This is a genomic window from Hymenobacter sp. BT188 (genome assembly GCF_014333585.1).
GTDB lineage: Bacteria > Bacteroidota > Bacteroidia > Cytophagales > Hymenobacteraceae > Hymenobacter.
Genome location: NZ_JACSCW010000002.1, coordinates 548,196 through 568,536, shown reverse-complemented (window position 1 = coordinate 568,536; position 20,341 = coordinate 548,196). Strand labels below are relative to the sequence as shown.

Sequence of the window (20,341 nt, the reverse complement as noted above, 5' to 3'; positions counted from 1 at the left end):
TGCTACTCAGCTGGCTTGGCTTCTGCCTCGTCCTGCGGACGCTTGGTAGCTTGCAATACGCGCTCTACCTGCGCCATATGCCGTTCTATATGCGCTACTAGGAAGGCAAACTCATCGGTGAGGCGCAGTTGGAGCAGCGGAATCAGCGGGTTGGGAATGCGCACACGGTTGGCGTTTATAGTGCGCGCTTGATCAATAAGATTTAATAGTTCGTCGAGTTGGCGACCGAATACTTCTACTACCGTACGCGGCAGGCGGCTGCCGCTAGGTGCGTAGCGCTGGGGCGTTTTGAGTGCTTTCTGGCTAACCGGCGTGCGCATGGACTGCACCAGTCGCCCCCCAATAAAGCCGGACTTTACCGTTTCAGCTGGCCTAGTTCCCCGCTCGCTCGCAGCCTTAACCTTGCGAACTACTGCCGGCAGATGATGGCCGCCCACGATGGTGAGATGCTCCAAACACTGCCCCACACTCCAGGTATCCGGCGAAGGACGCCGATTGAGTTGGTCTTCGCTCAGATGCCGTAGCTGCTGCGTCACCACCTCCCGCGCCGAACGCACAGAGGCGGCGAGCTGATCAAAAAACTCAGGAGTACGAACGACGGCGGAAGGCATAGGTGGAGGTGTGAGCAGCAGAACGAAAAACGAATATGTAATGATACGGGCTACAGCGGTTTTCGCCAATTTTTAGACCGCGCAGCAAAGTCTCAATTAATAGACAATTCAGCTGTTTTTGCTTGCCTGATCCGAAATTAATTGGGCTACAACTGCTTTGAGGCTTGATTTATGCAAATGCGAGACTTGATTTACGTGAGTAGCTAGTATCAGTTTTTAGTTATATTTTACCTTCTTCGTGCTTAAGCATCAGCGTCCCCGCAAAGCCTCGCATATAGCCCTGCGCGACGTGGTACGGCGGTATTTTGGATTTTCGCGCCGCGAGACGTCCGGGTTTGTAGTGCTATTGCTACTGCTCATATTGTGGCTGGTATTGCCCCGGCTACTTCAGCCGGCCCTTCCCCACTACGACCCCAAAGCCGACCAGCGTCAGCTTGACGCGCTAGCCGCCGAGTTGGCCGCCGCCCGTCAGCCGCGCACCTACGCCAGCCGCTATCCGCGCCGAAAAGCCCCCCAGCCGCCTGTAGCGCAGGTAGCCCTCTCCCCTTTCGATCCTAATGCTTTGTCGGCGATAGATTGGGAGGCGCGCGGAGTGTCGCGCTACGTAGCCCAGCGCATGGTGAAGTACCGTGATGTCATTCAGGGCTTCAAAGCCAAAGCGCAGATCCGCCGCACGTATGGCCTTGCAGATTCGGTGTACGCTCGTCTGGCGCCTTTCATGCAGCTGCCAGATGAGCTGCCTGCCCGCGCCGCTTATGCCACCACAAAAAGCCGCTACCCAGAGCGGTCGGCGCCCTTCCCGGCCAGCAAATTCCCACGCAAGCCTACTAACCTGGCGCCCTTCGATCTGAATGCGGCTGATACCACCCAGCTCATGCAGATTCGGGGTATCGGGCGGGGACTGTCGGGCCGGGTGGTGGCCTATCGGGCGCGGCTGGGGGGCTTTTCGCGGGAAGAGCAGATAGGCGAAATCTATAATTTGCCCCCCGACCTAGTGGATAGCCTGCGCAAATACACGTTCGTTGCGGCAAGCTTTACTCCTACTCCCATTGACGTAAACAACGCCACGCTGGCTGAGCTGAAAGACCATCCGTACGTGGGTTTGCGCTTGGGCCGAGTGCTGGTAGCCTACCGGCAGCAGCACGGCCCTTACCAGCAAGCCACCGACCTGCGCAAAATCCGCATCCTCGACGATGCGACCTTTGAGAAGCTTCAGCCTTACCTGCGGTTCTAGCTTTTACAGGTCGTATTTCGCTGCGCCGCACCAATAGCAAGTTGCTGGGGGGCTTTTTACTTTCATTAAAGGTGCACAGCCAGCGCTGCTCCCACCGTACCACCAGACGCGTACGTGGGTATTAACAGCATTTTTTGACCGAAATGCCTTGGTAGCCGCCGGACTAGCACCGGATATAAGCGCCACACCGTTTCGGCCGATAGAAAGCCTACTGCCGCGCCAGCCACCACGTCCGACGCCCAGTGCCGGTCGTTTAGCACGCGCATTGTTCCGGTAGCTACCGCTACCGAATAGCCGGCCACGCTTAGCCACGGATGAGCGTGGCCAAATTGCTCGTGCAGGAGCGTGGCCGCCATAAAGGCTTCGCTGGTGTGAGCTGAGGGAAAAGAGGAAAAATCAGCAGCTACATCAGGCCGACGCTCTTGGACCAGATACTTGAGTCCGCTGGTCAGTGTGCTGTTTACAACGTGAGACAAGCCATAAATTAGCGTGAAGGGTACTACGCCTCGCTCACCACGCAGGCCAGCCGCTTGCAAAGCAAAAGCGGCTACGATAGGCGCATGGCGCGTGTAGGCATCTAGGTGCGAGTGGAATTGGGGAAAAGCCTCGCGGGTTTCGTACTGAATAGCTTCCTTGGCCTCGTCCACGAAGTTTTCGTTGCGCCCGATGTAGCCCAGACCAATCAGGGCGACAGGCACTGCCACCCGCCACGTAGTCGCAGTCGGCCGCAAGCGTGGGGGCGACGAAGTTTGAGAGGCTAGTACAGAGTCGGCGACAGGTAGCACGGCAATGACACCCTGAGCGTGTGCGGTAATGGCAGACAGTAACAGGCCTATTCCGACAATGGACTTCAAGAAACTTGGCATCAGCTGAGGATTTAGCACTACGTAATAAGGCGGGAAAGCTAGGCTATTCGTTTGCCATTTGCGCCTTGGTTCGCCCATTCGGGTTCGCCTTTCGTATGGATGGCCAACGCCGGATGTTAATAGTTCAGCCGCGCCACGCTCAGCACTTTGCTAACTCACTATCTCATGGCCTTATTGCTACGCGACAAGCTTTTCCCCCTTCTTATCTTTTTTCACACGGTTCTCTGTGGCTGCGCCAACGACAAAGGGCGCGGCGACTTCAACCGGGTTAGTCAGACTTACCAGGTAAAGCAGGTGGGCCGCCTACATAAGGACAAAGTAGTAGAAAGCTCCGGGCTGGAAATTGCCAACGACGAAGGCGACCTCTGGACCCACGGCGACGGCGGCAACACGGCCAAACTCTACAAAGTGACCATGCAGGGCGACCGGTTGCAGGAGGTGGACCTGGCGCCACTCACCAACATTGATTGGGAGGATTTGGCGCGGGATGAAGAAGGCAACATATACATCGGTGACTTTGGAAATAACCAGAATAAGCGCCGCAACCTGGCCATATATCGCCTCAGCGGCCCCGAGTTGCAGGAAGTCGATACGATTAAGTTTGAGTACCCCGACCAGCGCCAGTTTCCACCCAAAAAAATTGCCCGCAACTTCGACTGTGAGGCTTTTTTCTTTTATCAGGACAGCCTGCACTTATTCACCAAAAACCGCGGTGAGGGCAACTGGGTCAAGTATTATGTACTACCGGCGCGCCCCGGCACCTACACCGCTCGCCTGGTAGACAGCATGCAAACCAATACCTGGATTACCGCCGCCGACATCAGTCCTGATGGTCGCACGGTGGCCTTACTGGGTTACGGCTACGCTTACCTGATTGAGCGAAAAGCGGGCGCTAAGCTTTTTGACGGAGACAAAAGCTGCTTACCGCTTCCACAAACCGGTCAGGCCGAAGCCATCGTCTTTATCAACGACCGCGACTTTCTACTCAGTAATGAGAAAGGAAAAATCTTCCGGGCTGCCTATCAGAAGAAATAATAACCGCTGAGCGCCGGAATCAGTACGCTTACGTTATTCATGTATCCTTAGATGCTCTTTCACCTTCACTCCTCAACACCTACCAAATGTCACATACAATTCTGGTTACTGGCGCAACGGGCACTGTAGGCACCGAAGCAGTATTGGCCCTGGCTAATCGTGGCGTGACGGTGCGCGCCGGGGTGCACTCTATTATTAAGGGCGACCGATTCAGTCATATTACCTCCGGCGTACAGCTGGTCGAGATGGATTTTCATAAGCCTGAAACGTTGCACGTTGCGCTTACCGGCGTGGGGCGGGTATTTATGATTACGCCCGTCACCGAGGATCAGGTGGCAATCAGCAAGCAGTTTATTGATATTGCCAAGCAGGCAGGCGTACAGCAGATTGTGCGGTTGTCGGTGGCTGGAGCCGATGCGGAACCAGGAATCCAGTTTGGGCGCTGGCACCGCGAAGTAGAAAAGTATTTGGATCAAAGCGGCCTGCCATACTGCATCTTACGCCCAGGGGGCTTTATGCAGAACTTCGCGGAGCAATACGGCTACTCCATCCGGCATGAGGGCAAATTCTATTTGCCTTTGGGAGAGGCAAAAGTTGCTTATATCGATGTGCGTGATATTGCCGCTGTGGCTGCCACCATCCTGACGGCTGACATAAACCAACACCACGGCCGAGCCTATACCCTGACCGGGCCGGCGGCTGTTAGCGGGCAGGAAGTGGCCCGGGCCATCAGTAAGGCGTGTGGCCGGGCAGTTGAATATGTAGATGTGCCCGAATCCGCCGCCCGCCAGGCAATGGCTCAGCAACTGCCTGCTTGGCTGACGGATGCTTTGCTGGAGTTGCACGCCATCAGCAGAGCCGGCTATGCCGCCGATACCACTTCCACCGTGCAAGAGCTCACGGGCCACGCGCCCCACACGATAGAGCAGTTTGCCCACGACAACCAACACTGTTTTCATCCGGCGTCTTAAACGCCATTTACTGTTAACCCTTAAACAGCCGCAAAAAAGCCCCCCAAAATAGTCTGGGGGGCTTTTTGTTGATAAAACTATTAAGCAATGCCAAACGGCTTTACTGTCGGTCTATGTCGTTGTCGCGGCCGGCATTGCGACGGGGCGTAGTTCCGTAGTCGCTCGTTTCATTGGCGCGCGGCGGCACCGGAGCTTCATTATCCTCGGCACGAATAGTTTCTTCTGCCGATGCGCCGCCGGTGTTCTTGTTAGCGTTGACGTCATTATAAGATCCCCCACGCGACCCAATCCCTTCCGCCGCATCTCCGCTCTCACTGCGCTCCCCATCCGACTCTACGTACCCCGTGCGGGAAGCAGATCCAGCGCTGGTCGTAGGCGATTCAGGCTCACCTGTCGGGCCGGGCTCATCGCGGCCACCCAGTTCGGTAGTGCGCGGCGCGGTAGTCACTGGCTGGTAAGCTAATCCATCGCTGTCGTGGCCTTCTTGCGACGGCCGGTAGTTTTCGGTCTGGTTGCGTTGGTTGGGGGGCAAATTGGCGCCAGCTGTTGAGGTTCCGCCACCTATCGATGTACGTCCATAATCCTCACTATATCCAGTTCCACTTCTAGGCGAGTCATTATCGTTCTCGTAATAACTATCCACCGTCGTGCCACTCAGGGGTGTGCCAGGTTCAGTGCCAAAAGTGCTGCCCTCCGGACGATCCGGCTGGGGCGCGCTTGAGTACTGTGCGGCAGTTGGGGCCGTATTATTTTCTGGCTTTCCACCTTCGTAACCTCCTCTGGTGGCTTGCTGAACACCTAGTTTTCCTCCGTACACTTCGTCGGCGCGGTACTGGTCGCCGTAGCCACCTTGTGTTGAGCCAGCATCCTGGGGGCCAAATTCGCCACGGCCCGGACCGCTCAACTGATTCTCAAGCCTATCTTCATCGTGAAAAATGGGCTGGGTGCTATTGCCAAAGTTACCGCCATATGGTACCTCAATGGTCGGGTCGTTTGCGAGGTCAATGTATGGGTTGGGTAATGCTATGGCAGGCTGCTCATTTATATCTTCCGGGTTAGCTGCCGCAGCCGGGGCCGTTTTGGGGAGCGGAGCCCCAGCCGACGAGTGGCCCGTCATGCCCGGCGTTTCGGGCTGCGTGCGGCTATTCGCCAGCGGATTGCCTGCTTCAGGATCAAGCTTAGCGTTTTGTTCGGGCTGTTCGTTTTGCATAATTATCAGGTAGCAAGAGGAGTTGAGCTGCTGAGGTCAGCGCCCCACTTTCTTGGCAGTTTAGTTGGACCGGTTTCCCGAAAGCCATTCTCTATCAGGATTTTGCCCCATTACTAAAGGGTTGGCCTCTTTGTTTTCTTCCTTACCTTCTTCGCCCGTTACGGCGCCTTTCCCTACACTCATTTCCGAGGCAGCCAACGATTCGCTCGATGCGGCTGCGTGCGAATCAGTATAAAGGCCTTCAGGAGTCATATTCTCGTTCTGATTTCTAGGTTCGTTTTTCATGGGGCAGACTATTTAAGATGAAAAAACAATGGCGATGCTACTAAATAACTATACGCGCCCGCTAGCACAGAGTTGATTTGGGTGAATAGGCGGTAAAACCCGCTGTCGCTATCATATAGCGTGATAAAAGCAGTTGTTTTTCGTTCTTATTAGTAGCCCTATACCCCCCAAACAGGCTTTTGAAGCTCCTCTTTCCTGGCTATTTATCAGCTCAACTAGTAACAGGGATAAGAAAATAGCCTTAATTTTGCTCGTTATTTAACCTACAACCTTAGTTAGTATCAGTCAATGAAAACGGGCAAAGTAAAATTCTTTAATGAGTCTAAAGGCTTCGGCTTTATCGTTCAGGATGAGGACAATCAGGAAATATTCGTTCACCAGACGGGCCTGATTCATGAAATTCGCGAAAATGATCGGGTATCGTTTGATATAATTGAAGGCAAGAAAGGATTGAACGCGGTGAAGGTTGAGCGCATCTAGCGTCACCTCAGTTGGCTTCAACCACAGAGTTCTTTCTTATTGAGGCCGAAGTAATTATTTTTTCTTGCTTTTCGTCGTTTAAAAACGCCCTGCAAATAGGTTAGCTCCTGTTTTGATACGCTTTTTAGGCTCCCTAATGATGATATGAGGGAGGTTAACTTCTACAAACCGGAATTAACGCTATCTTTACCCCATTCTTCACCACATTTTTTTATTATGAGCACCGGTATCGTAAAATTTTTCAATGAAACCAAAGGATTTGGCTTCATCACCCCCGACGGCGGCGGCGAAGATATCTTCGTTCACGCTACCGGCCTTATGCAGCCCGTCCGCGATACTGACCGCGTAGAGTTTGAGGTTCAGCAAGGCAAAAAAGGCCTGAATGCCGTAAACGTGCGCATCGTACAATAGTCCTTTCGGACAGCTAACGCTGCACTCTGAATCCCGTCTTAGCTCTTGCTGGGACGGGATTTTTTTGTGGCCTGCTCCTACTAGTTAAGTCCTTGCCAGTCATAGCTATTGTATCATAGCTTTCTGAATTGCCAATGAAAAAAGCCCCCCAGAATATTCTGGGGGGCTTTTTTCATTGGCAATTGTAGGCCTACTTATTTTCAGCCTTGGCTACACGCACTCCTACAGCCATAATGCCGGGCAGCTGGTCTTGGCGCATGTACTGCTCAAGCACGATTTTATACGTGCCGGGTTGCCGAAACTGCTGGTTGCGCAGCGCCACAAACTGATGATCATAAATATCACCGGTTCCCTTGCCGCGAGGCTCGCCCGTTTGGGGGTCCATAAGAATCATCTGGTGCAGCAGCGCCGATATCGGTTTGCCATCGGGCCCAAATAGCTGGTGCTTCACATACAGATTATAATAGCCGTATATGGAAGCGTTGCGGACATTAAAACAAATGTTATAACGCTGGGTAGTATCCTGAATTTCAAACTCAAACGCAGGCTTTTCCTGTACAGTCCATGTATAGTTATCGAAGTCGGCATTCTTCTCGAATACTTGATTCTGGTCGCAGGCAGCCAGCAGTAATAAGGAAAGCACCGGCCACAGTCGGAGTAACAAACGCATACTTAAGAAGCTGAGGGCGTAGCAGATGTACCAGTATTGCCTTCGCCACCGCCTGGGCGTGGCGGACGCGGGCCGCGCCGTGGGGGACGATTTTCGCGGCCGCTACGGTTGGCACCAGCCTCCCGCGGTGCATTGGCGTCACGAGCAGCGTTAGCATCACCGGCAGGACGACCGTTTCCTTCGCGTGGGGGGCGATTTTCGCCACGCGGGGGGCGCGGCGCAGCAACACTGCCTTCGGGCCGGGGAGTAGCCTCGGGGCGCTTGTTGTCGGCGCGTGGTTCGCCTGAGCGGCCACCTTCGGAACGAGAGCGGTTATTGCGCCGATTAAGGGGTCGGGCCGCCGCTCCCCGTGGCCGACGAGCCTCGTCGGAGGGCATAGCCGCGGGCACCTCAATGCCATTGGAAGAATCCGGTGCCGACTTTGAAACGGCCGTGCGGGCGGGTGCCGCGACAGGGGCGCTAGCTTCCGTACCTTCCTTCTTTTTCCGGCGCTTGGGGCGCTTGCCACCTTTTATCTTGTCGTCGAGGCGGTCGAGATTACCTTCCACATGGGCCGAAACCTCGGGAGCACGCTCCTCTTCCCGAACGGGTGCCAGCAGATTATCGGGCTTTTCGCCACGCTTATTCATGTCCTGAATTTCGCGCACACGCTCTGTATCCAGCATCACCCAGTTATTATCGCCGCGCAGAGCAAACCACATTCTTTTTTTGAATATGTCGGTCTTCTGCAAGAAGGCCTCTCCTTTTTCCGTCAGCAAGGGGCGCTGCACTTGCGGAATATCCTTGAGAGCGTCGAGGTAGGTATCGAGCTCATAGTTCAGGCAGCACTTGAGGCGTCCGCACTGGCCCGAAAGCTTGGCGGGGTTCAAGCTCAGGTTCTGATAGCGGGCCGCCGTGGTACTCACACTTTTAAAGTCGGTGAGCCAGGTAGAGCAGCATAGTTCGCGGCCGCAGGAGCCAATGCCCCCTAGCCGGCCAGCCTCATGGCGCAGCGAAATCTGACGCATATCCACCCGCACCCGAAACTCGTCGGCTAGGCGGCGAATCAGGTCGCGGAAATCGACGCGGTCTTCGGCTGAGTAAAAGAAGGTTGCGCGGGTACGGTCGGCCTGGTACTCCACGTCCGAAAGCTTCATTTTGAGGCGCAGCTCTTCCACTACCGATCGCGCCCGGAACATGGTACCCGTTTCGAGGTCGCGCACGGCTTGCCAGCGCTCCTCGTCCTGCTCAGTAGCCACCCGCAGAATGTTGCGCATGTCTTTCGCTTCTACCTCAGCCTTTTTCTTGCGCATTTGCAGGCGCACAAGCTCGCCTTTCAGCGACACGTGGCCCAGATGCCAGCCGTTGCCAGCAGCTTCTACTACCACGGCATCGCCGGTTACCAAAGGCAAGCGGGTTTTATTGCGGTAAAATTCTTTGCGGCCGCCTTTAAAGCGGATTTCCACAATGTCGAACTCTTTAAAATCGCTGGGCAGGGCTACGTCCTGAAGCCAGTCGAATACGTTGAGGCGGGTACAGCCAGAACTACAGCTGCCCTTAGAGCCGCAGCCCTTAGCAGTTGTAGAACAGCCCCCACCGGAGGAACATGAAGTGCAAGCCACGGCTTGAAGTATATATAGTGAGGCGGCAATAAAATCCGCACGAAAACCATTATGAACAAAGATAGTCATTTAGAAGGCGTGCTTCCGGACCTGTCGTAAGGCTCAATCCAGAAGCCACTTATCTGTCTGATGCCAAGGGCCCTAACAATCAGAGAACCATTTTATTCTTATCAACGAGAAGAAATGATAGATCTATCAAAGCCACTACATGATAAGCTAAGAAAGGCAAAAGCCAGCAAACTACTGTTCAGCTCATGCCTCTTGTAAGCTAGTGTTTACTCTCTGCCCCGCTAAATCCTGATTGAAGAGTAAGGCCTCTTAAACTTTAACACTTTTTTATGAAATAATCTCACAGACTATCAAGCACATATGATATTACAGTGATTATTTTCAACTTTTCTTTATTAAAATCATCACCTTATTTATATATATTCGTACAAACACCCAGAATTAGATTATTCTGATTCTCCCCCGCTCCTCTACCCCACACCTTTCTGGCAACAGTACCATCGCACGAAACTCCTCGTCCGATACACGGTGTACTATGGGCCCTCTTTTACTTACCGTTTCTGCTCAACGCTTTGCCTCAGTTCGGCCGAGCCGCCCGCGCATTGTATGTTCAACTTGCCTGCCGCTTAGGCTGCAAGTGAACCTTGCCCTTTGGCGCGAAGGTCAACTTCGCCCCCTAGTGCCTCCCATTCCCGCTTTTCCTACTTGTATGACGCTGATAGCAGTTGCTTAGGTACTGTTTTGTCATACTACTTTCCTGGCTGTAGTCTTCATTAGGCTACCTGGCTATCTATTTTCTGGCTTTAAAGCGTGTTTTTCCGATTTCGGAAAGCAACCGGGAGTTTCTGCGCAAAATCACAACCTGTCTTTTTTGAATTTTTAGAATATTTCCCGCATACCGCATCCGTTCATCTTCCCACCCATTTTCACCCAAAATCACATCAGTTCTGTATGAAAATCCAAAATTACCTCTCTTCGCTTACCCTGTTTGCCTGCTCGGTATTAGCCCTTTCTTCCTGTCAAAAAGAAGACGGTAACCAAGTAGTTGCTAAAGACGAAATTTCAGCAGAAGTCAAATCCAAAATCCAAGACTTGGGGCTCAGTACCCAGAATGCCAAGCGCGTAGAAGATGGCTACTTAGTAGAGGGCGACATTATCCTCTCCGATGCTGATTTGAACAGCAAGCCCGATTACAAAATGCTGCGTGTGGGCGAGGAAGAGCAGTATCGCACCAACAACCTAGTAAGCGTTGGCTCGGGCCGCACGATTGGCATTGCAGTTTCTACCAGTTTGCCTTCCACCTATGTAGCAGCCGTCGACGAGGCTATTCGTCGTTACAATGCAGAGGGCCTGCTGATTCGCTTCCAGCGCGTGTCTTCTAACTATGGCATTCTGATGACGGCCGCGCCTAGCGGATCTGAGTACTTAGCTTCGGCTGGCTTCCCATCGGGAGGCAACGCTTATAACCGCGTACAAGTAAACGTTGGCGCTATCGGCTCTAGCCCCAACACGAACTACCTGGCTACTATTTTGGCCCACGAAGTTGGTCACTGCATCGGTTTCCGCCACACCGACTACATGGACCGGAGCTATAGCTGCGGTGGTCAGTACACCAACGAAGGCGCTAGCACGGTAGGCGCTATTCTTATCCCCGGCACTCCAAGCGGCGCCGACCCAAACTCGTGGATGCTGGCTTGCATCGGAACTGGTTCTAACCGCTACTTCAACGCCAATGACCGTACAGCACTTCGCTACCTATACTAGCCGGTCCCACCCACTGGCTTAGTACCGATGCCTGTACGCATCAATAGTTAAACGTATCTTGAACGGATGCAAACAAGAAGCCCCGACTCAACTGGAGTTGGGGCTTCTTGCCTTTAAGGTCGTTGCGGGTTGTGATGGTTTTAGAGCACAACAATGCGCTGCGTAATTCGAGGGCCGCTTTCGGGTGTCACTCGGACGAGGTAGGTGCCGCTTTGCACCCCGCTGGTATCAAGTGAGTTAATGGTTCCGGTAGCAGTGGCTTCACGTACTAAGCGTCCGAGCAGGTCATAAAGTTGAATATGAACAGAGCCAGTAGTCCCCGTGATGAGTTGGAGGGGCTCGCCTGCCTGCACCGGATTGGGATACGCCAGCAACTCCCCGGTGCGCGCGTACTGCACGGCTTCAATTTCGCTATAGAAAATTTGCCCCCCAGTCGTACTCAACCGCACCCGGTAGTTGTTGAGCCCAGAGTTGGGCGCTGGGTCGGGGAAGGCAAATTGCAGATCCTTTACAGGCCCGATGGTCTGTATGGTTTCGTAGCTGCCATCGAGGGTTTGGCGCTCCAGATCGATGCTCGCCAAACCGTAGGCGGTGCCGATCTCAAGGTCGAGCAAAACCGTATCTGTAACCGCTTGGCGCGGAATGAAAGAGCGCACGTAGCAGCCCGTTCCCTGCTGGCTGTACTCGATACTGGGGCTCCGCTCCCCCATTTTGCCCCCCAGCACAGGTGCTACAGCGAAATAACGGAATGGCAGCTCGGTTACGGAAAGAACAGCTACCGTATCTGGGGTGCGCTGCAGGGGTTGCAAGCCAGTAGTACTTAGGCCATATAGCTGGTATTCGGTCGCACCAGCCACAGCTGGCCAGTGCAGTAGCGCTTCTTCCGGACACGCATAACCGACCCGCAAGCTCAGCGGCGCATGAATCGTGAATATCTCGGAGAGGTAAAGATCAGTTGGTGTTACCATTCGCAACTGAGCGGTGGTAGCAGTGTTGGGGGTTGTCCAGGTGGTAAATCCGGTTTTCAGTTCCAGGGCTGGATTAATCACCTGCCAAGCGGTACTGCCTACCGGCTGATATTCGAGGCGGGCTGTGGTGACAGCGCCCGCCCAATGCCAACGCAACTCCTGGGCGGCGCTTGGGGCAAATGTTGAACCTACGAGCGGATTGAGCCAAGCAAAAACAGTTTCCCCAAACTCATAGGCAACACTAAACGTCTGCGGCCCCTGGGGCACCGAAAATCCTCGCACGTGCAATTCATAAACACCCGCAGCTGGCGCGGCTATCGTTATTTGCTCTACGTTGTTGAGATGATCGGGACGGCGACGGGCGGGCAGAGCCAGTGAATCCAGGTGAGGGTAATTGCTCAACACCCAGGGCTTCCAACGTTGCTTGGTGGCAGGGCGAAACAGTTCTAAATCAAGGTCATTGACAAGCGCCTGAGATACGTCGGGGGCAGCAGCGACATCGTGCCAGGCCAGCGTGATCTTCAACTCCGGGCTGCCGGCCGGCACCGTGATAGTAAACACCTGCGCGGAATTCTGCGTGGCTGAGCTTGTAAAGAACCGTCGTTCGCGGATCGTCTGCACAGCTCCCATCGCATCGGCCTGGCCATAGCCGCTTTCAAAATCTATGGCCGGACGGCCGGTGTCGTTAGCGCTATTGAGCAGCACCGCCTTTACAAGGGCGGCGGGGGGCAAAATGCCCCCCAGCTGCTCTTTATAGGCTTGCTGCACCAGCAAGCTCACCCCCGAAACCAACGCGGCGGCATCGGAGGAGCCGTCGGCGCCATAGGCTACTAGTTCCGGCTTCACGCGCCCATCATACGCCGGGCCACGCGAGCTAAGCGGCACAACGTTTCCGCGGCTATCGGTAGCACCCACGCTCAAGGTATTTTTTGACATCTTGAACTGGCCAGTCAGATTAGCGACACCCGCCAGGCCGGCGTAGGGTCCGCTGGGACTGGTCTTGTCGCCATCGTTGCCAGAGGAAAACACGTGCACCAGTTGCGGATACTGGGTGGCATGCGCATCGTAAGCACGGGTTTCCAGGCCGTAGTAGTTCTCAATAGTGACGCCGTAAGAATGGTTTTGCACCGACACTCCTGATTGGGTCAAACGGGCTCCGTCGTCAGGCATCAACTCTCTAAAGTCAGCGCTACTTAGGCGGGCCTGCCAGGCGGCACCTTTCCCCGACGGGGCCGAGTTGCCTCCGCCAGCAATAAGCGTGGCCATAGCCGTAGCGTGTGCCGAAACTGCCTGCGCAGGTGCTTCGGCAGCTACAACCCGGCCCCGAAAATCGATATCAGCCGGATCAAATGGCCTTTCTTTTACCGATACCGTCATTCCCTGACCCGCCAAGCCAGGAAAGCGAGCATGTAGCGGGGCAATAGTATTGGTGATTAGATCAGAGTTGTTCAGCGGGCGTTCTTCATGAGCTAGGCGACTCCGTACATCCACGAAAGTAACCCAAGGACAAAGCAATAACTTGGCTAGGTGGCGGGCATTTACACCAGTCAACGTATAAGCACCGCCGGGCGCGGCGTATCTACTGACCCGTACTGAAGGCATCTCTTGGCGCATCCAAGCGTTAAATTCAGTGGCAGATTGCACACTGACACGGTATGAGGTTGTATCTGACTTCGGAGCGGCAGTTCGAAGCGGTGGGGCTAACTTTTGCTGCGGTGCCACCTGAGCCCATGAGCGGTCCTGCGCCCGGCTTATACCCGGCAGCCACAGCAGCCACAACAGCCATAACCCACTTTTACTCACCAGTCTGTGCGTGCTAGATTCGTAGTTATTCCCCATGCACGAACGTATAGAGTAGCAGCGGGCGCGGCCCGATTTAGATTAATGTTCTTGACCAAATATAAGCAGAATCCTGCCTGTACTGTAGGGTTCTACTTTCGTGGTAAAGCGAACTTTTATGGCCTCATAATTTCATAAAAGAAGCGCCTAGCACTAGTGCTGGGCGCTTCTTTTATGAAGGGAAAAACATACTCAATTATGGCTTAAGCACCACTTTTACGCAGTTATCTTTCTTATTGCGGAAGATGTCATAGCCATGCGCCGCCTGACTTAGAGGCAGTGTATGCGTGATGATATCATCGAGTTGCACTTTGCCGTCGACTACGTATTTGAGCAGCTTATCAATGTGCTTTTGGGCCGGTGCCTGGCCACCACGTAGGGTGATGCCTTTGTCGAAGAACTGATGCAAGGGGAAATTGTCGTAGGGCGAGCCATACACGCCTACTACCGATACTATACCGCCCCGACGCACAGCGCTCATGCAGGCTTCCAGCACTTTCATGGAGCCTTTTTCGAAATTAATAACCGCCTTAGCCCGATCTGCTAAGTTACGCACCGGCTCGAAACCAACGGCTTCCACGCAAACATCGGCTCCACGGCCTTGCGTCAGTTCGCGAATTACTTCCACTACTTGCTTGTGGTCGTGCCACACGAGGGCTTCACAGTGGGCAGTTTGCTGGGCTTTATCCAGACGATATTCCAGTGGGTCGACGATGAGGACTCGTGCCGCGCCGCGCAGCCAGGCTGATTTGGCAGCCATAATTCCTACCGGGCCGGCCCCGAAGATTACGACGAACTCGCCACCTTTTACTTCGCCCCAATCAATGGCGGAGTAGCCTGTGGGGAAGATATCAGTTAGGAATAAGGCCTGCTCATCGGTGAGGCTATCCGGAATTACGCGGGGGCTGTAGTCGGCGTAGGGTACGCGCACGTACTCAGCCTGTCCGCCATTGTAGCCGCCGTATATGTCGGTGTAACCGAATAGAGCGCCGCCTTTTTGAGTCATTACGCCACCTTCGGGGCCATAATGATCGGGATTTGAATTTTCGCAGTGCCCGGGCAACTCGTGATTACAGAAGAAGCAAGTACCGCAAGCAATCGGAAAAGGCACCACTACCCGGTCGCCGCGCTTCAGGTTACCAACACCTTTGCCTACTTCCTCCACAATACCCATAAACTCATGACCTAGTACCATAGGCCGGGGCTGCGGAATGCCGCCGTTATAAATGTGAAGATCGGAGCCGCAAATGGCGGTGCTGGTCACGCGAATAATGGCGTCACGAGCGTCTTCAATCTGGGGATCATCCACGTTGTCAACGCGAACGTCTTTCATCCCGTGAAACACGAGTGCTTTCATAGTGATAGGGTTAGGTTGGAAAAATAAGGAGGTCAGCAAGCGCCACGAAGCGCCTAAGTAGTAGTAAGCTTAACGGTCAGATTCCGGCTGAGGTTGTATCCAATAGGAATTGTAGAACGTTGATAAGCAACACAAAAAACCTTTCAGCACAAGGCAGAAAGGCTGAGTAAGTTGGCTGCGTCGCTATATAGCACCACAGGCTGTAGAGACGCGTATTCGCGTCTTAATCATTGTTTAGTTGGTCCAGTGTCGTCACCGAGGAGACGCGAATACGCGTCTCTACAACCATTTTGAAAGCCGATTAAAGCTTGTAAACCAACACAGCCGTGGGCGTCAGCAAATAAGCAAATTGCTCTCCCATCAATATTTGGTTCGTGCTGCCTTCTACTTTTGGTAGTGGCTGAGTGCGTTCGGCCAATGTATACAGCTGAAAAAAGTGCAGTAAGCCATCGGTTAGATAATACAACTCATCCCCACGAAAGCCTGCGGTGCTCAGGCCAGTGAAAGGAAGTTTTTTGCGGTAATTCCCCAGGTTATCGAATACAAAGATGCCGCTGGTGCGGTCCACAAGGTACAGGTTGTTCTGATACTGTCGCAGGAAGCGAAAATCGGGCTTGCTCCGGCCAATGATCAGATCCAGGGGTGTGCTTTGCCCAAAACGCTGAACCGTGGGGTCGAACTGGCGCAGGGTTAGGTCGCTTTCGTCGAGCAGCCACAGCTTGTCGTCGGGTGCTAGGGTAGCTACTCGTACGAGGCCATCGAAATAGTCGCCGAGGCGAATTTGGGTAATGGGAGCCAAAAACCGATCTAACAGGCGGATTTCCTGTCGGTCGTCATAGAAAGCCATAATCTTGGACACGTTCCAAGCTTCGAGTTGGGCGGTGTGACCCGGCAAGGGCGGCGAGTACACGTTCAGCGGCTGGCCGTCGGGTCCGTACTGGTGGATGTTGTCTTGGTCGTCGGCTACGTACAGGTTGCCGCGCCGATCAAGAGAAGCCGCGCCGGGCTGGCGCAAACTAATGGTACGCACCAGCGTCCAGCCATTAGCACCTAAAGCTACTGTGCTCTGGGGGGCAATTTTCCCTTTGTTCACAGAGTCGGGCGCAGTGCGGGAAGGCGGCACGACGGAGCCCGCCCGAGGCGAGGTGGTCTGGGCTTGCAGGGATCCGGCTGACAATATTAGCAGCACGAGCAAAGACGCAAATTTGCCCCCCAGTAAGCGTCTACTGCTCAAAATGTTGCAAAGCCAGATCGTGTCCGTCATACACGGCATATGAGCAATAATTGACCCACTCGCCTAGGTTAAGGTAGCGGCTGCCGGGCGCTACCGGTACATCGAGCGGCAAGTGGCGGTGGCCAAAAACGTAGTAGTCGTGGTGGTAGCGCTGCTCTAGCTCGCGGCAATAAACGAGCAGCCACTCGTCTTCGCCAAAATACTTTTCATCAGCGGCCGCGTTCTGTATTCGGCTACGGCGGCTCCATTTGTTGGCTAATCCAATTCCAAAATTTGGATGCAGACGCGCGAACAGCCACTGCGATACGGGGCTGGCAAATACGCGCTTGAGTGCTTTATAGGTGTAGTCTTTCGGTCCTAGCCCGTCGCCGTGCCCAATATGAAATAGTTGGTTGCCGATGCGCTGGCTTACGGGGTGGCGCAGAATGGGTATGTTCAACTCTTTGGTAAAGTAATCGAACATCCACATATCGTGGTTGCCAGTGAAGAAAGTAACAGGCAGACCCGCATCGGTGAGTTCGGCTAGTTTGCCTTGCAAGCGAATAAAGCCACGCGGCACGGCATGGCGATATTCAAACCAGAAGTCAAAAATATCCCCCAGCAGATAGATAGCGCCCGCATCTTGAGCCACGGTGTCGAGCCAGCGCACAATGCGGCGCTCCCGCGCGGCGGAACTAGCAGCGTCGGGGGCGCCGAGATGAAAGTCGGAGGCGAAATACACCTTGCGGCCGGGTGGCAGCGCTAGATCAGGTAGTTGCAAGGGGCGCGTCATCCAACAAAAACAACACGAGGCTACGCGGACCATGGGCTCCGAGCACCAACGTTTTTTCGATATCAGCCGTGCGGCTGGGGCCCGTAGTCAGCGAAATCATGGAAGGCAGCCGGTCACCGTAGCGGTTGGTTACTACTCCTAGCGCATCGCCGATGTCAGGCACAATTTGAGAGGTTCGGGCTAGTACTAAATGCTGATCGGGGTAAATGCTCAGGCGGCGGCCGGCGGCCGAAGCAGCGCTTACCAAAATGCTGCCCGTGCGGGCAACCAGCGCTTCGCAGGTGGTAAGACCAGCGTCCGCTTTTTTAATAAAGTTGGCTTCGTCGCCGCTAAAAGCCACACCGCCTTCGTGCAGCATCTTCTTTAGCTCCGGCTCCCAGACAAAGAGGTTATCCAGTTGCTTGTCTTTTTTGTAGATGAAGAGTTGGTCGAAGAAATGCTCTTCCGACTCGCAGTAATAAAAAGCCCCCCCAACCCTAGCGAAGCTTTGGGCAAAGTGGATGGCCAGATCATCGGTTAGTGGAGGATGCAGCGGAGCAGAAAAATCGGGGGCAGCCGGCTGGGGCGCCGGTTGCAGCAGCGCCTCACGGATGCGGCGCAGCATACGGTCGCGGGAGGTATCAGACATGATAGGCAAAGGTAGCAGAGTCAAACCAAGCAACGCCCCATTCTCTGTTGGACAAGTGGCGATTATTTTATATATTGATTACCAGTTATATAGCATTTGCCCTCAATTTCTTGCCTCCGATTATCGAAAGCCAAAACGCTCTTTATCAAGCTAAACGCCATGGCTTTATTTATCAATCGTGCCCGACTAGGCCTTTTTGTAGCTAGCATCAACTGGCGGCGATATGCTCTTTTCTTGTGGGTGCTTATCCTCTTTTCATTTGCCCCCCCACCCGCAAAGAAAGGCCTGCGCACCAAAAACGTCATCATCGTAGTTATTGATGGTCCCCGGTATTCCGAAACCTGGGGCACTAATCCCGGCATTATTCCTCAGATGGCCAGTCGGATGAAGCCCCGCGGCGTATTCTTTTCCAACTTTTACAACAACGCCTTCACCTACACTAATTCCGGCCACGTCGCCCTTACAACGGGCATCAATCAGCCCATCGACAACTTTGAGGCGGAGCTACCGCAGCAGCCATCTATTTTTCAGATTTGGCGCAAAGCTACCGGCAAGCCTGCCACGGCGGCTTGGCTGATTACCAGCAAAGACAAGCTGCACATCCTGGCGAATACCCAAAATCCAGAATGGAAAGATCAGTTTCAGCCCTCAATGGACTGCGGCATAAGTGGCCCCGGCAGCGGCTACCGCGCCGATTCGCTGACATTGGTAGCTGCTAAACGAATCCTAACCCAGCACAAGCCCAACTTAGTGCTTATCAACTTTATGGAGCCCGATGGCTTCGCGCACGCCGCTAACTGGGAGAATTACCTGCGGGGCATAGCACGCGATGATAAATACGTAGGCGAGCTGTACGATTTTCTGCAAAAGAACAAGGCCTATAGAAATTCGACGACCCTACTCATCACCAATGACCACGGCCGCCATCTCGATGGCATCGATGGAGGGTTCGTGGATCATGGGGATGACTGCGAAGGGTGCCGACATATTAGTCTGCTGGCTCTTGGGCCGGACTTTAAAAGAGGCCGCACGCTAACCGAAACGTACACGCTGACAGATGTACCGTCTACGGTGGCCCATCTGCTAGAATTTCCGCTGGAGCAAAGCCAGGGAAAAGTAATTCAGGGCTTGTTTAAGCGCTGGTAATCAGCTATATTCAGAGTATTCTGATACAAAAAATCGTTACTGTATAGCTAGTTGCGACTCTATTAGGCAGACCATTCAACTCCTAAGCTATAAGATGGCATTTCGCTGTGATAGTCTGGATTTCATCGGTTATAGCAAGCCTATGCCTGCTGCTTTACCAGCCACAAATTACACCGGCTGGTAATCAGGAAAAGGTATCTGCCACCACCAGCGAAAATCCCTTCTTTGCCCGAGACGAAGTAGTAGAGCTTACGCTGGCGCTACCGCTACAGAATATTTTGAAGGATCGGGGGGCTACTCCTGGCTTCCATCCAGCCGTCCTTATGTATCGGGATACCGCTGCCGCGCTAAAAACCGTGGCAGTGCAGGTAAAAGTGCGTGGAAACCGGCGCAAAGACCCGACTGTATGCGGCTTCCCACCATTGCTGGTAAGCTTTCCACCGGACATATTGGGCTCGCCTTTCGGTAAAGTGAAAGAGCTGAAACTCATCACCCATTGCTTGAGCGACACCTACACGCTGCGGGAATACTTGGTATATAAAGTCTACAATCTCCTGACCGACAAGAGCTTTCGGGTAAGACTTTGCCGCATCACCTACAAGGACAACGAACGTAAAGGCAGAGCCGACGTTCATTATGCATTTTTCCTGGAAGAGGCAAAGGCCATGGCAGCGCGCAACGATGCGACCCTAGTTCCAAAGCAGTTTTTTATTGGCATGGAACACATGAATCAGAAAGACATGGCCACGCTTGCGCTCTTTCAATACATGATAGGCAATACGGATTGGTCGGTTCCTTATCGGCACAACATCCGCATACTAAGCATAAATCAGCAAGCCAAGCCCGTTCCAGTGGCTTACGATTTTGACTACAGCGGTATAGTGATGGCGCCATACGCTGTGCCCCCTGAGCAACTCGGTATCACATCGGTGCGGCAGCGCCTTTTTCGGGGCTACGACTTCCCGCCTGAGATGTATGCAGAGGTTATTAAGCTATTTAACAGCCGACGACCAGCTATCTATAATGTCTATTTGACGTGTCCTTATCTAGACCAGGAAGAGAAGCTCTTCGCTACCAAGTATCTAGATGATTTTTATAAAACGCTGAATAACTCTAAGGACTTTGAGCGCAGTATTGTGCGTGCTGGAATCAGGAATGGCCAACGGTACACGAATGTCAAAGGATTGGAGTAACGCATTTCAGGAACAGCCATAAAAAAGCCCCCCAGATGTGTATCTGGGGGGCTTTTT

Annotated in this window: 19 protein-coding genes; 8 read left to right on the top strand and 11 right to left on the bottom strand. The window is 53.7% G+C overall.

Annotated elements, in window-relative coordinates; translation table 11 throughout:
• Positions 1-2: 2 nt before the first annotated feature.
• Positions 3-611 (bottom strand): DinB family protein, encoded by a 609-nt coding sequence (locus H8B13_RS06560; protein WP_187310001.1) that lies wholly within the window; start codon positions 609-611, stop codon positions 3-5.
• A 238-nt stretch (positions 612-849) separates the two neighbouring features.
• Here H8B13_RS06560 and H8B13_RS21520 point away from each other — a divergent pair, with 238 nt between their 5' ends.
• Entirely contained in the window at positions 850-1,845 is a 996-nt protein-coding gene (locus H8B13_RS21520; protein ID WP_187310000.1) for a ComEA family DNA-binding protein, read from the top strand.
• Between the two features lie 65 nt (positions 1,846-1,910).
• Here H8B13_RS21520 and H8B13_RS06550 read toward each other — a convergent pair whose 3' ends face one another.
• The gene (locus H8B13_RS06550; protein WP_187309999.1) at positions 1,911-2,711 is read right to left on the bottom strand and encodes a phosphatase PAP2 family protein; all 801 of its coding nucleotides are present in this window, start codon (positions 2,709-2,711) and stop codon (positions 1,911-1,913) included.
• 165 nt (positions 2,712-2,876) lie between these two features.
• Here H8B13_RS06550 and H8B13_RS06545 point away from each other — a divergent pair, with 165 nt between their 5' ends.
• Positions 2,877-3,746: a hypothetical protein gene (locus H8B13_RS06545; protein WP_187309998.1), complete on the top strand. Its 870-nt coding sequence runs from the start codon at positions 2,877-2,879 to the stop codon at positions 3,744-3,746.
• Positions 3,747-3,832: 86 nt separating this feature from the next.
• Positions 3,833-4,717 carry an SDR family oxidoreductase gene (locus tag H8B13_RS06540; protein WP_187309997.1) on the top strand — a complete coding sequence of 295 codons (885 nt, stop codon included), beginning with the start codon at positions 3,833-3,835 and terminating at the stop codon, positions 4,715-4,717.
• A gap of 100 nt (positions 4,718-4,817) precedes the next feature.
• On the opposite strand, the gene H8B13_RS06535 is transcribed toward H8B13_RS06540, so the two are convergent.
• Complete coding sequence (locus H8B13_RS06535) at positions 4,818-5,927, bottom strand: hypothetical protein (protein ID WP_187309996.1); 1,110 nt, start codon at positions 5,925-5,927, stop codon at positions 4,818-4,820.
• A gap of 60 nt (positions 5,928-5,987) precedes the next feature.
• The gene (locus H8B13_RS06530; RefSeq protein ID WP_187309995.1) at positions 5,988-6,212 is read right to left on the bottom strand and encodes a hypothetical protein; all 225 of its coding nucleotides are present in this window, start codon (positions 6,210-6,212) and stop codon (positions 5,988-5,990) included.
• A 288-nt stretch (positions 6,213-6,500) separates the two neighbouring features.
• Here H8B13_RS06530 and H8B13_RS06525 point away from each other — a divergent pair, with 288 nt between their 5' ends.
• Together H8B13_RS06525 and H8B13_RS06520 are read left to right on the top strand one after the other, a co-directional pair.
• Complete coding sequence (locus H8B13_RS06525; protein WP_133271788.1) at positions 6,501-6,692, top strand: cold-shock protein; 192 nt, start codon at positions 6,501-6,503, stop codon at positions 6,690-6,692.
• A gap of 216 nt (positions 6,693-6,908) precedes the next feature.
• The gene (locus tag H8B13_RS06520) at positions 6,909-7,103 is read left to right on the top strand and encodes a cold-shock protein (protein WP_084446316.1); all 195 of its coding nucleotides are present in this window, start codon (positions 6,909-6,911) and stop codon (positions 7,101-7,103) included.
• A 190-nt stretch (positions 7,104-7,293) separates the two neighbouring features.
• Here H8B13_RS06520 and H8B13_RS06515 read toward each other — a convergent pair whose 3' ends face one another.
• Positions 7,294-7,773, bottom strand: coding sequence for a gliding motility lipoprotein GldH (locus H8B13_RS06515; protein ID WP_187309994.1), 480 nt, complete (start codon positions 7,771-7,773; stop codon positions 7,294-7,296).
• Positions 7,774-7,775: 2 nt separating this feature from the next.
• On the bottom strand, positions 7,776-9,374 hold the full coding sequence (locus H8B13_RS06510) for a regulatory iron-sulfur-containing complex subunit RicT (RefSeq protein ID WP_315985112.1): 1,599 nt from the start codon (positions 9,372-9,374) through the stop codon (positions 7,776-7,778).
• A gap of 960 nt (positions 9,375-10,334) precedes the next feature.
• On the opposite strand from H8B13_RS06510, the gene H8B13_RS06505 reads away from it, so the two are divergent.
• Positions 10,335-11,147, top strand: a complete 813-nt coding sequence (locus H8B13_RS06505) for a M57 family metalloprotease (protein ID WP_187309992.1) — start codon at positions 10,335-10,337, stop codon at positions 11,145-11,147.
• 140 nt (positions 11,148-11,287) lie between these two features.
• Here the strand turns inward: H8B13_RS06505 and H8B13_RS06500 are convergent, their stop codons facing one another.
• From H8B13_RS06500 to H8B13_RS06480, 5 genes are all read right to left on the bottom strand, one after another.
• Positions 11,288-13,759, bottom strand: coding sequence for a S8 family serine peptidase (locus tag H8B13_RS06500; protein ID WP_187309991.1), 2,472 nt, complete (start codon positions 13,757-13,759; stop codon positions 11,288-11,290).
• A 391-nt stretch (positions 13,760-14,150) separates the two neighbouring features.
• The gene (locus H8B13_RS06495) at positions 14,151-15,311 is read right to left on the bottom strand and encodes a zinc-dependent alcohol dehydrogenase (RefSeq protein WP_187309990.1); all 1,161 of its coding nucleotides are present in this window, start codon (positions 15,309-15,311) and stop codon (positions 14,151-14,153) included.
• Positions 15,312-15,612: 301 nt separating this feature from the next.
• Positions 15,613-16,575, bottom strand: coding sequence for a hypothetical protein (locus H8B13_RS06490; protein ID WP_187309989.1), 963 nt, complete (start codon positions 16,573-16,575; stop codon positions 15,613-15,615).
• Positions 16,535-17,317: a UDP-2,3-diacylglucosamine diphosphatase gene (locus H8B13_RS06485; RefSeq protein ID WP_187309988.1), complete on the bottom strand. Its 783-nt coding sequence runs from the start codon at positions 17,315-17,317 to the stop codon at positions 16,535-16,537. Before H8B13_RS06485 ends, H8B13_RS06490 begins: the two co-directional genes overlap by 41 nt.
• Positions 17,292-17,945: a lactate utilization protein C gene (locus tag H8B13_RS06480; RefSeq protein ID WP_187309987.1), complete on the bottom strand. Its 654-nt coding sequence runs from the start codon at positions 17,943-17,945 to the stop codon at positions 17,292-17,294. Before H8B13_RS06480 ends, H8B13_RS06485 begins: the two co-directional genes overlap by 26 nt.
• 159 nt (positions 17,946-18,104) lie before the next feature.
• Between H8B13_RS06480 and H8B13_RS06475 the strand changes: the two genes are divergently transcribed.
• Together H8B13_RS06475 and H8B13_RS06470 are read left to right on the top strand one after the other, a co-directional pair.
• Positions 18,105-19,091: a sulfatase-like hydrolase/transferase gene (locus tag H8B13_RS06475; RefSeq protein WP_187309986.1), complete on the top strand. Its 987-nt coding sequence runs from the start codon at positions 18,105-18,107 to the stop codon at positions 19,089-19,091.
• A 107-nt stretch (positions 19,092-19,198) separates the two neighbouring features.
• The gene (locus tag H8B13_RS06470) at positions 19,199-20,284 is read left to right on the top strand and encodes a hypothetical protein (protein WP_187309985.1); all 1,086 of its coding nucleotides are present in this window, start codon (positions 19,199-19,201) and stop codon (positions 20,282-20,284) included.
• The last annotated feature ends 57 nt before the right edge of the window (positions 20,285-20,341 follow it).

Bases quoted from the DNA above. Each gene is read 5' to 3' on its own strand.
- H8B13_RS06530 (WP_187309995.1), bottom strand. From the start codon at position 6,212: ATGAAAAACGAACCTAGAAATCAGAACGAGAATATGACTCCTGAAGGC.
- H8B13_RS06505 (WP_187309992.1), top strand. From the start codon at position 10,335: ATGAAAATCCAAAATTACCTCTCTTCGCTTACCCTGTTTGCCTGCTCG.
- H8B13_RS06545 (WP_187309998.1), top strand. From the start codon at position 2,877: ATGGCCTTATTGCTACGCGACAAGCTTTTCCCCCTTCTTATCTTTTTT.
- H8B13_RS06540 (WP_187309997.1), top strand. From the start codon at position 3,833: ATGTCACATACAATTCTGGTTACTGGCGCAACGGGCACTGTAGGCACC.
- H8B13_RS06560 (WP_187310001.1), bottom strand. From the start codon at position 611: ATGCCTTCCGCCGTCGTTCGTACTCCTGAGTTTTTTGATCAGCTCGCC.
- H8B13_RS06515 (WP_187309994.1), bottom strand. From the start codon at position 7,773: ATGCGTTTGTTACTCCGACTGTGGCCGGTGCTTTCCTTATTACTGCTG.
- H8B13_RS06485 (WP_187309988.1), bottom strand. From the start codon at position 17,317: ATGACGCGCCCCTTGCAACTACCTGATCTAGCGCTGCCACCCGGCCGC.
- H8B13_RS06520 (WP_084446316.1), top strand. From the start codon at position 6,909: ATGAGCACCGGTATCGTAAAATTTTTCAATGAAACCAAAGGATTTGGC.
- H8B13_RS06475 (WP_187309986.1), top strand. From the start codon at position 18,105: ATGGCTTTATTTATCAATCGTGCCCGACTAGGCCTTTTTGTAGCTAGC.
- H8B13_RS06550 (WP_187309999.1), bottom strand. From the start codon at position 2,711: ATGCCAAGTTTCTTGAAGTCCATTGTCGGAATAGGCCTGTTACTGTCT.
- H8B13_RS06535 (WP_187309996.1), bottom strand. From the start codon at position 5,927: ATGCAAAACGAACAGCCCGAACAAAACGCTAAGCTTGATCCTGAAGCA.
- H8B13_RS06495 (WP_187309990.1), bottom strand. From the start codon at position 15,311: ATGAAAGCACTCGTGTTTCACGGGATGAAAGACGTTCGCGTTGACAAC.
- H8B13_RS06480 (WP_187309987.1), bottom strand. From the start codon at position 17,945: ATGTCTGATACCTCCCGCGACCGTATGCTGCGCCGCATCCGTGAGGCG.
- H8B13_RS06525 (WP_133271788.1), top strand. From the start codon at position 6,501: ATGAAAACGGGCAAAGTAAAATTCTTTAATGAGTCTAAAGGCTTCGGC.
- H8B13_RS06490 (WP_187309989.1), bottom strand. From the start codon at position 16,575: ATGACGGACACGATCTGGCTTTGCAACATTTTGAGCAGTAGACGCTTA.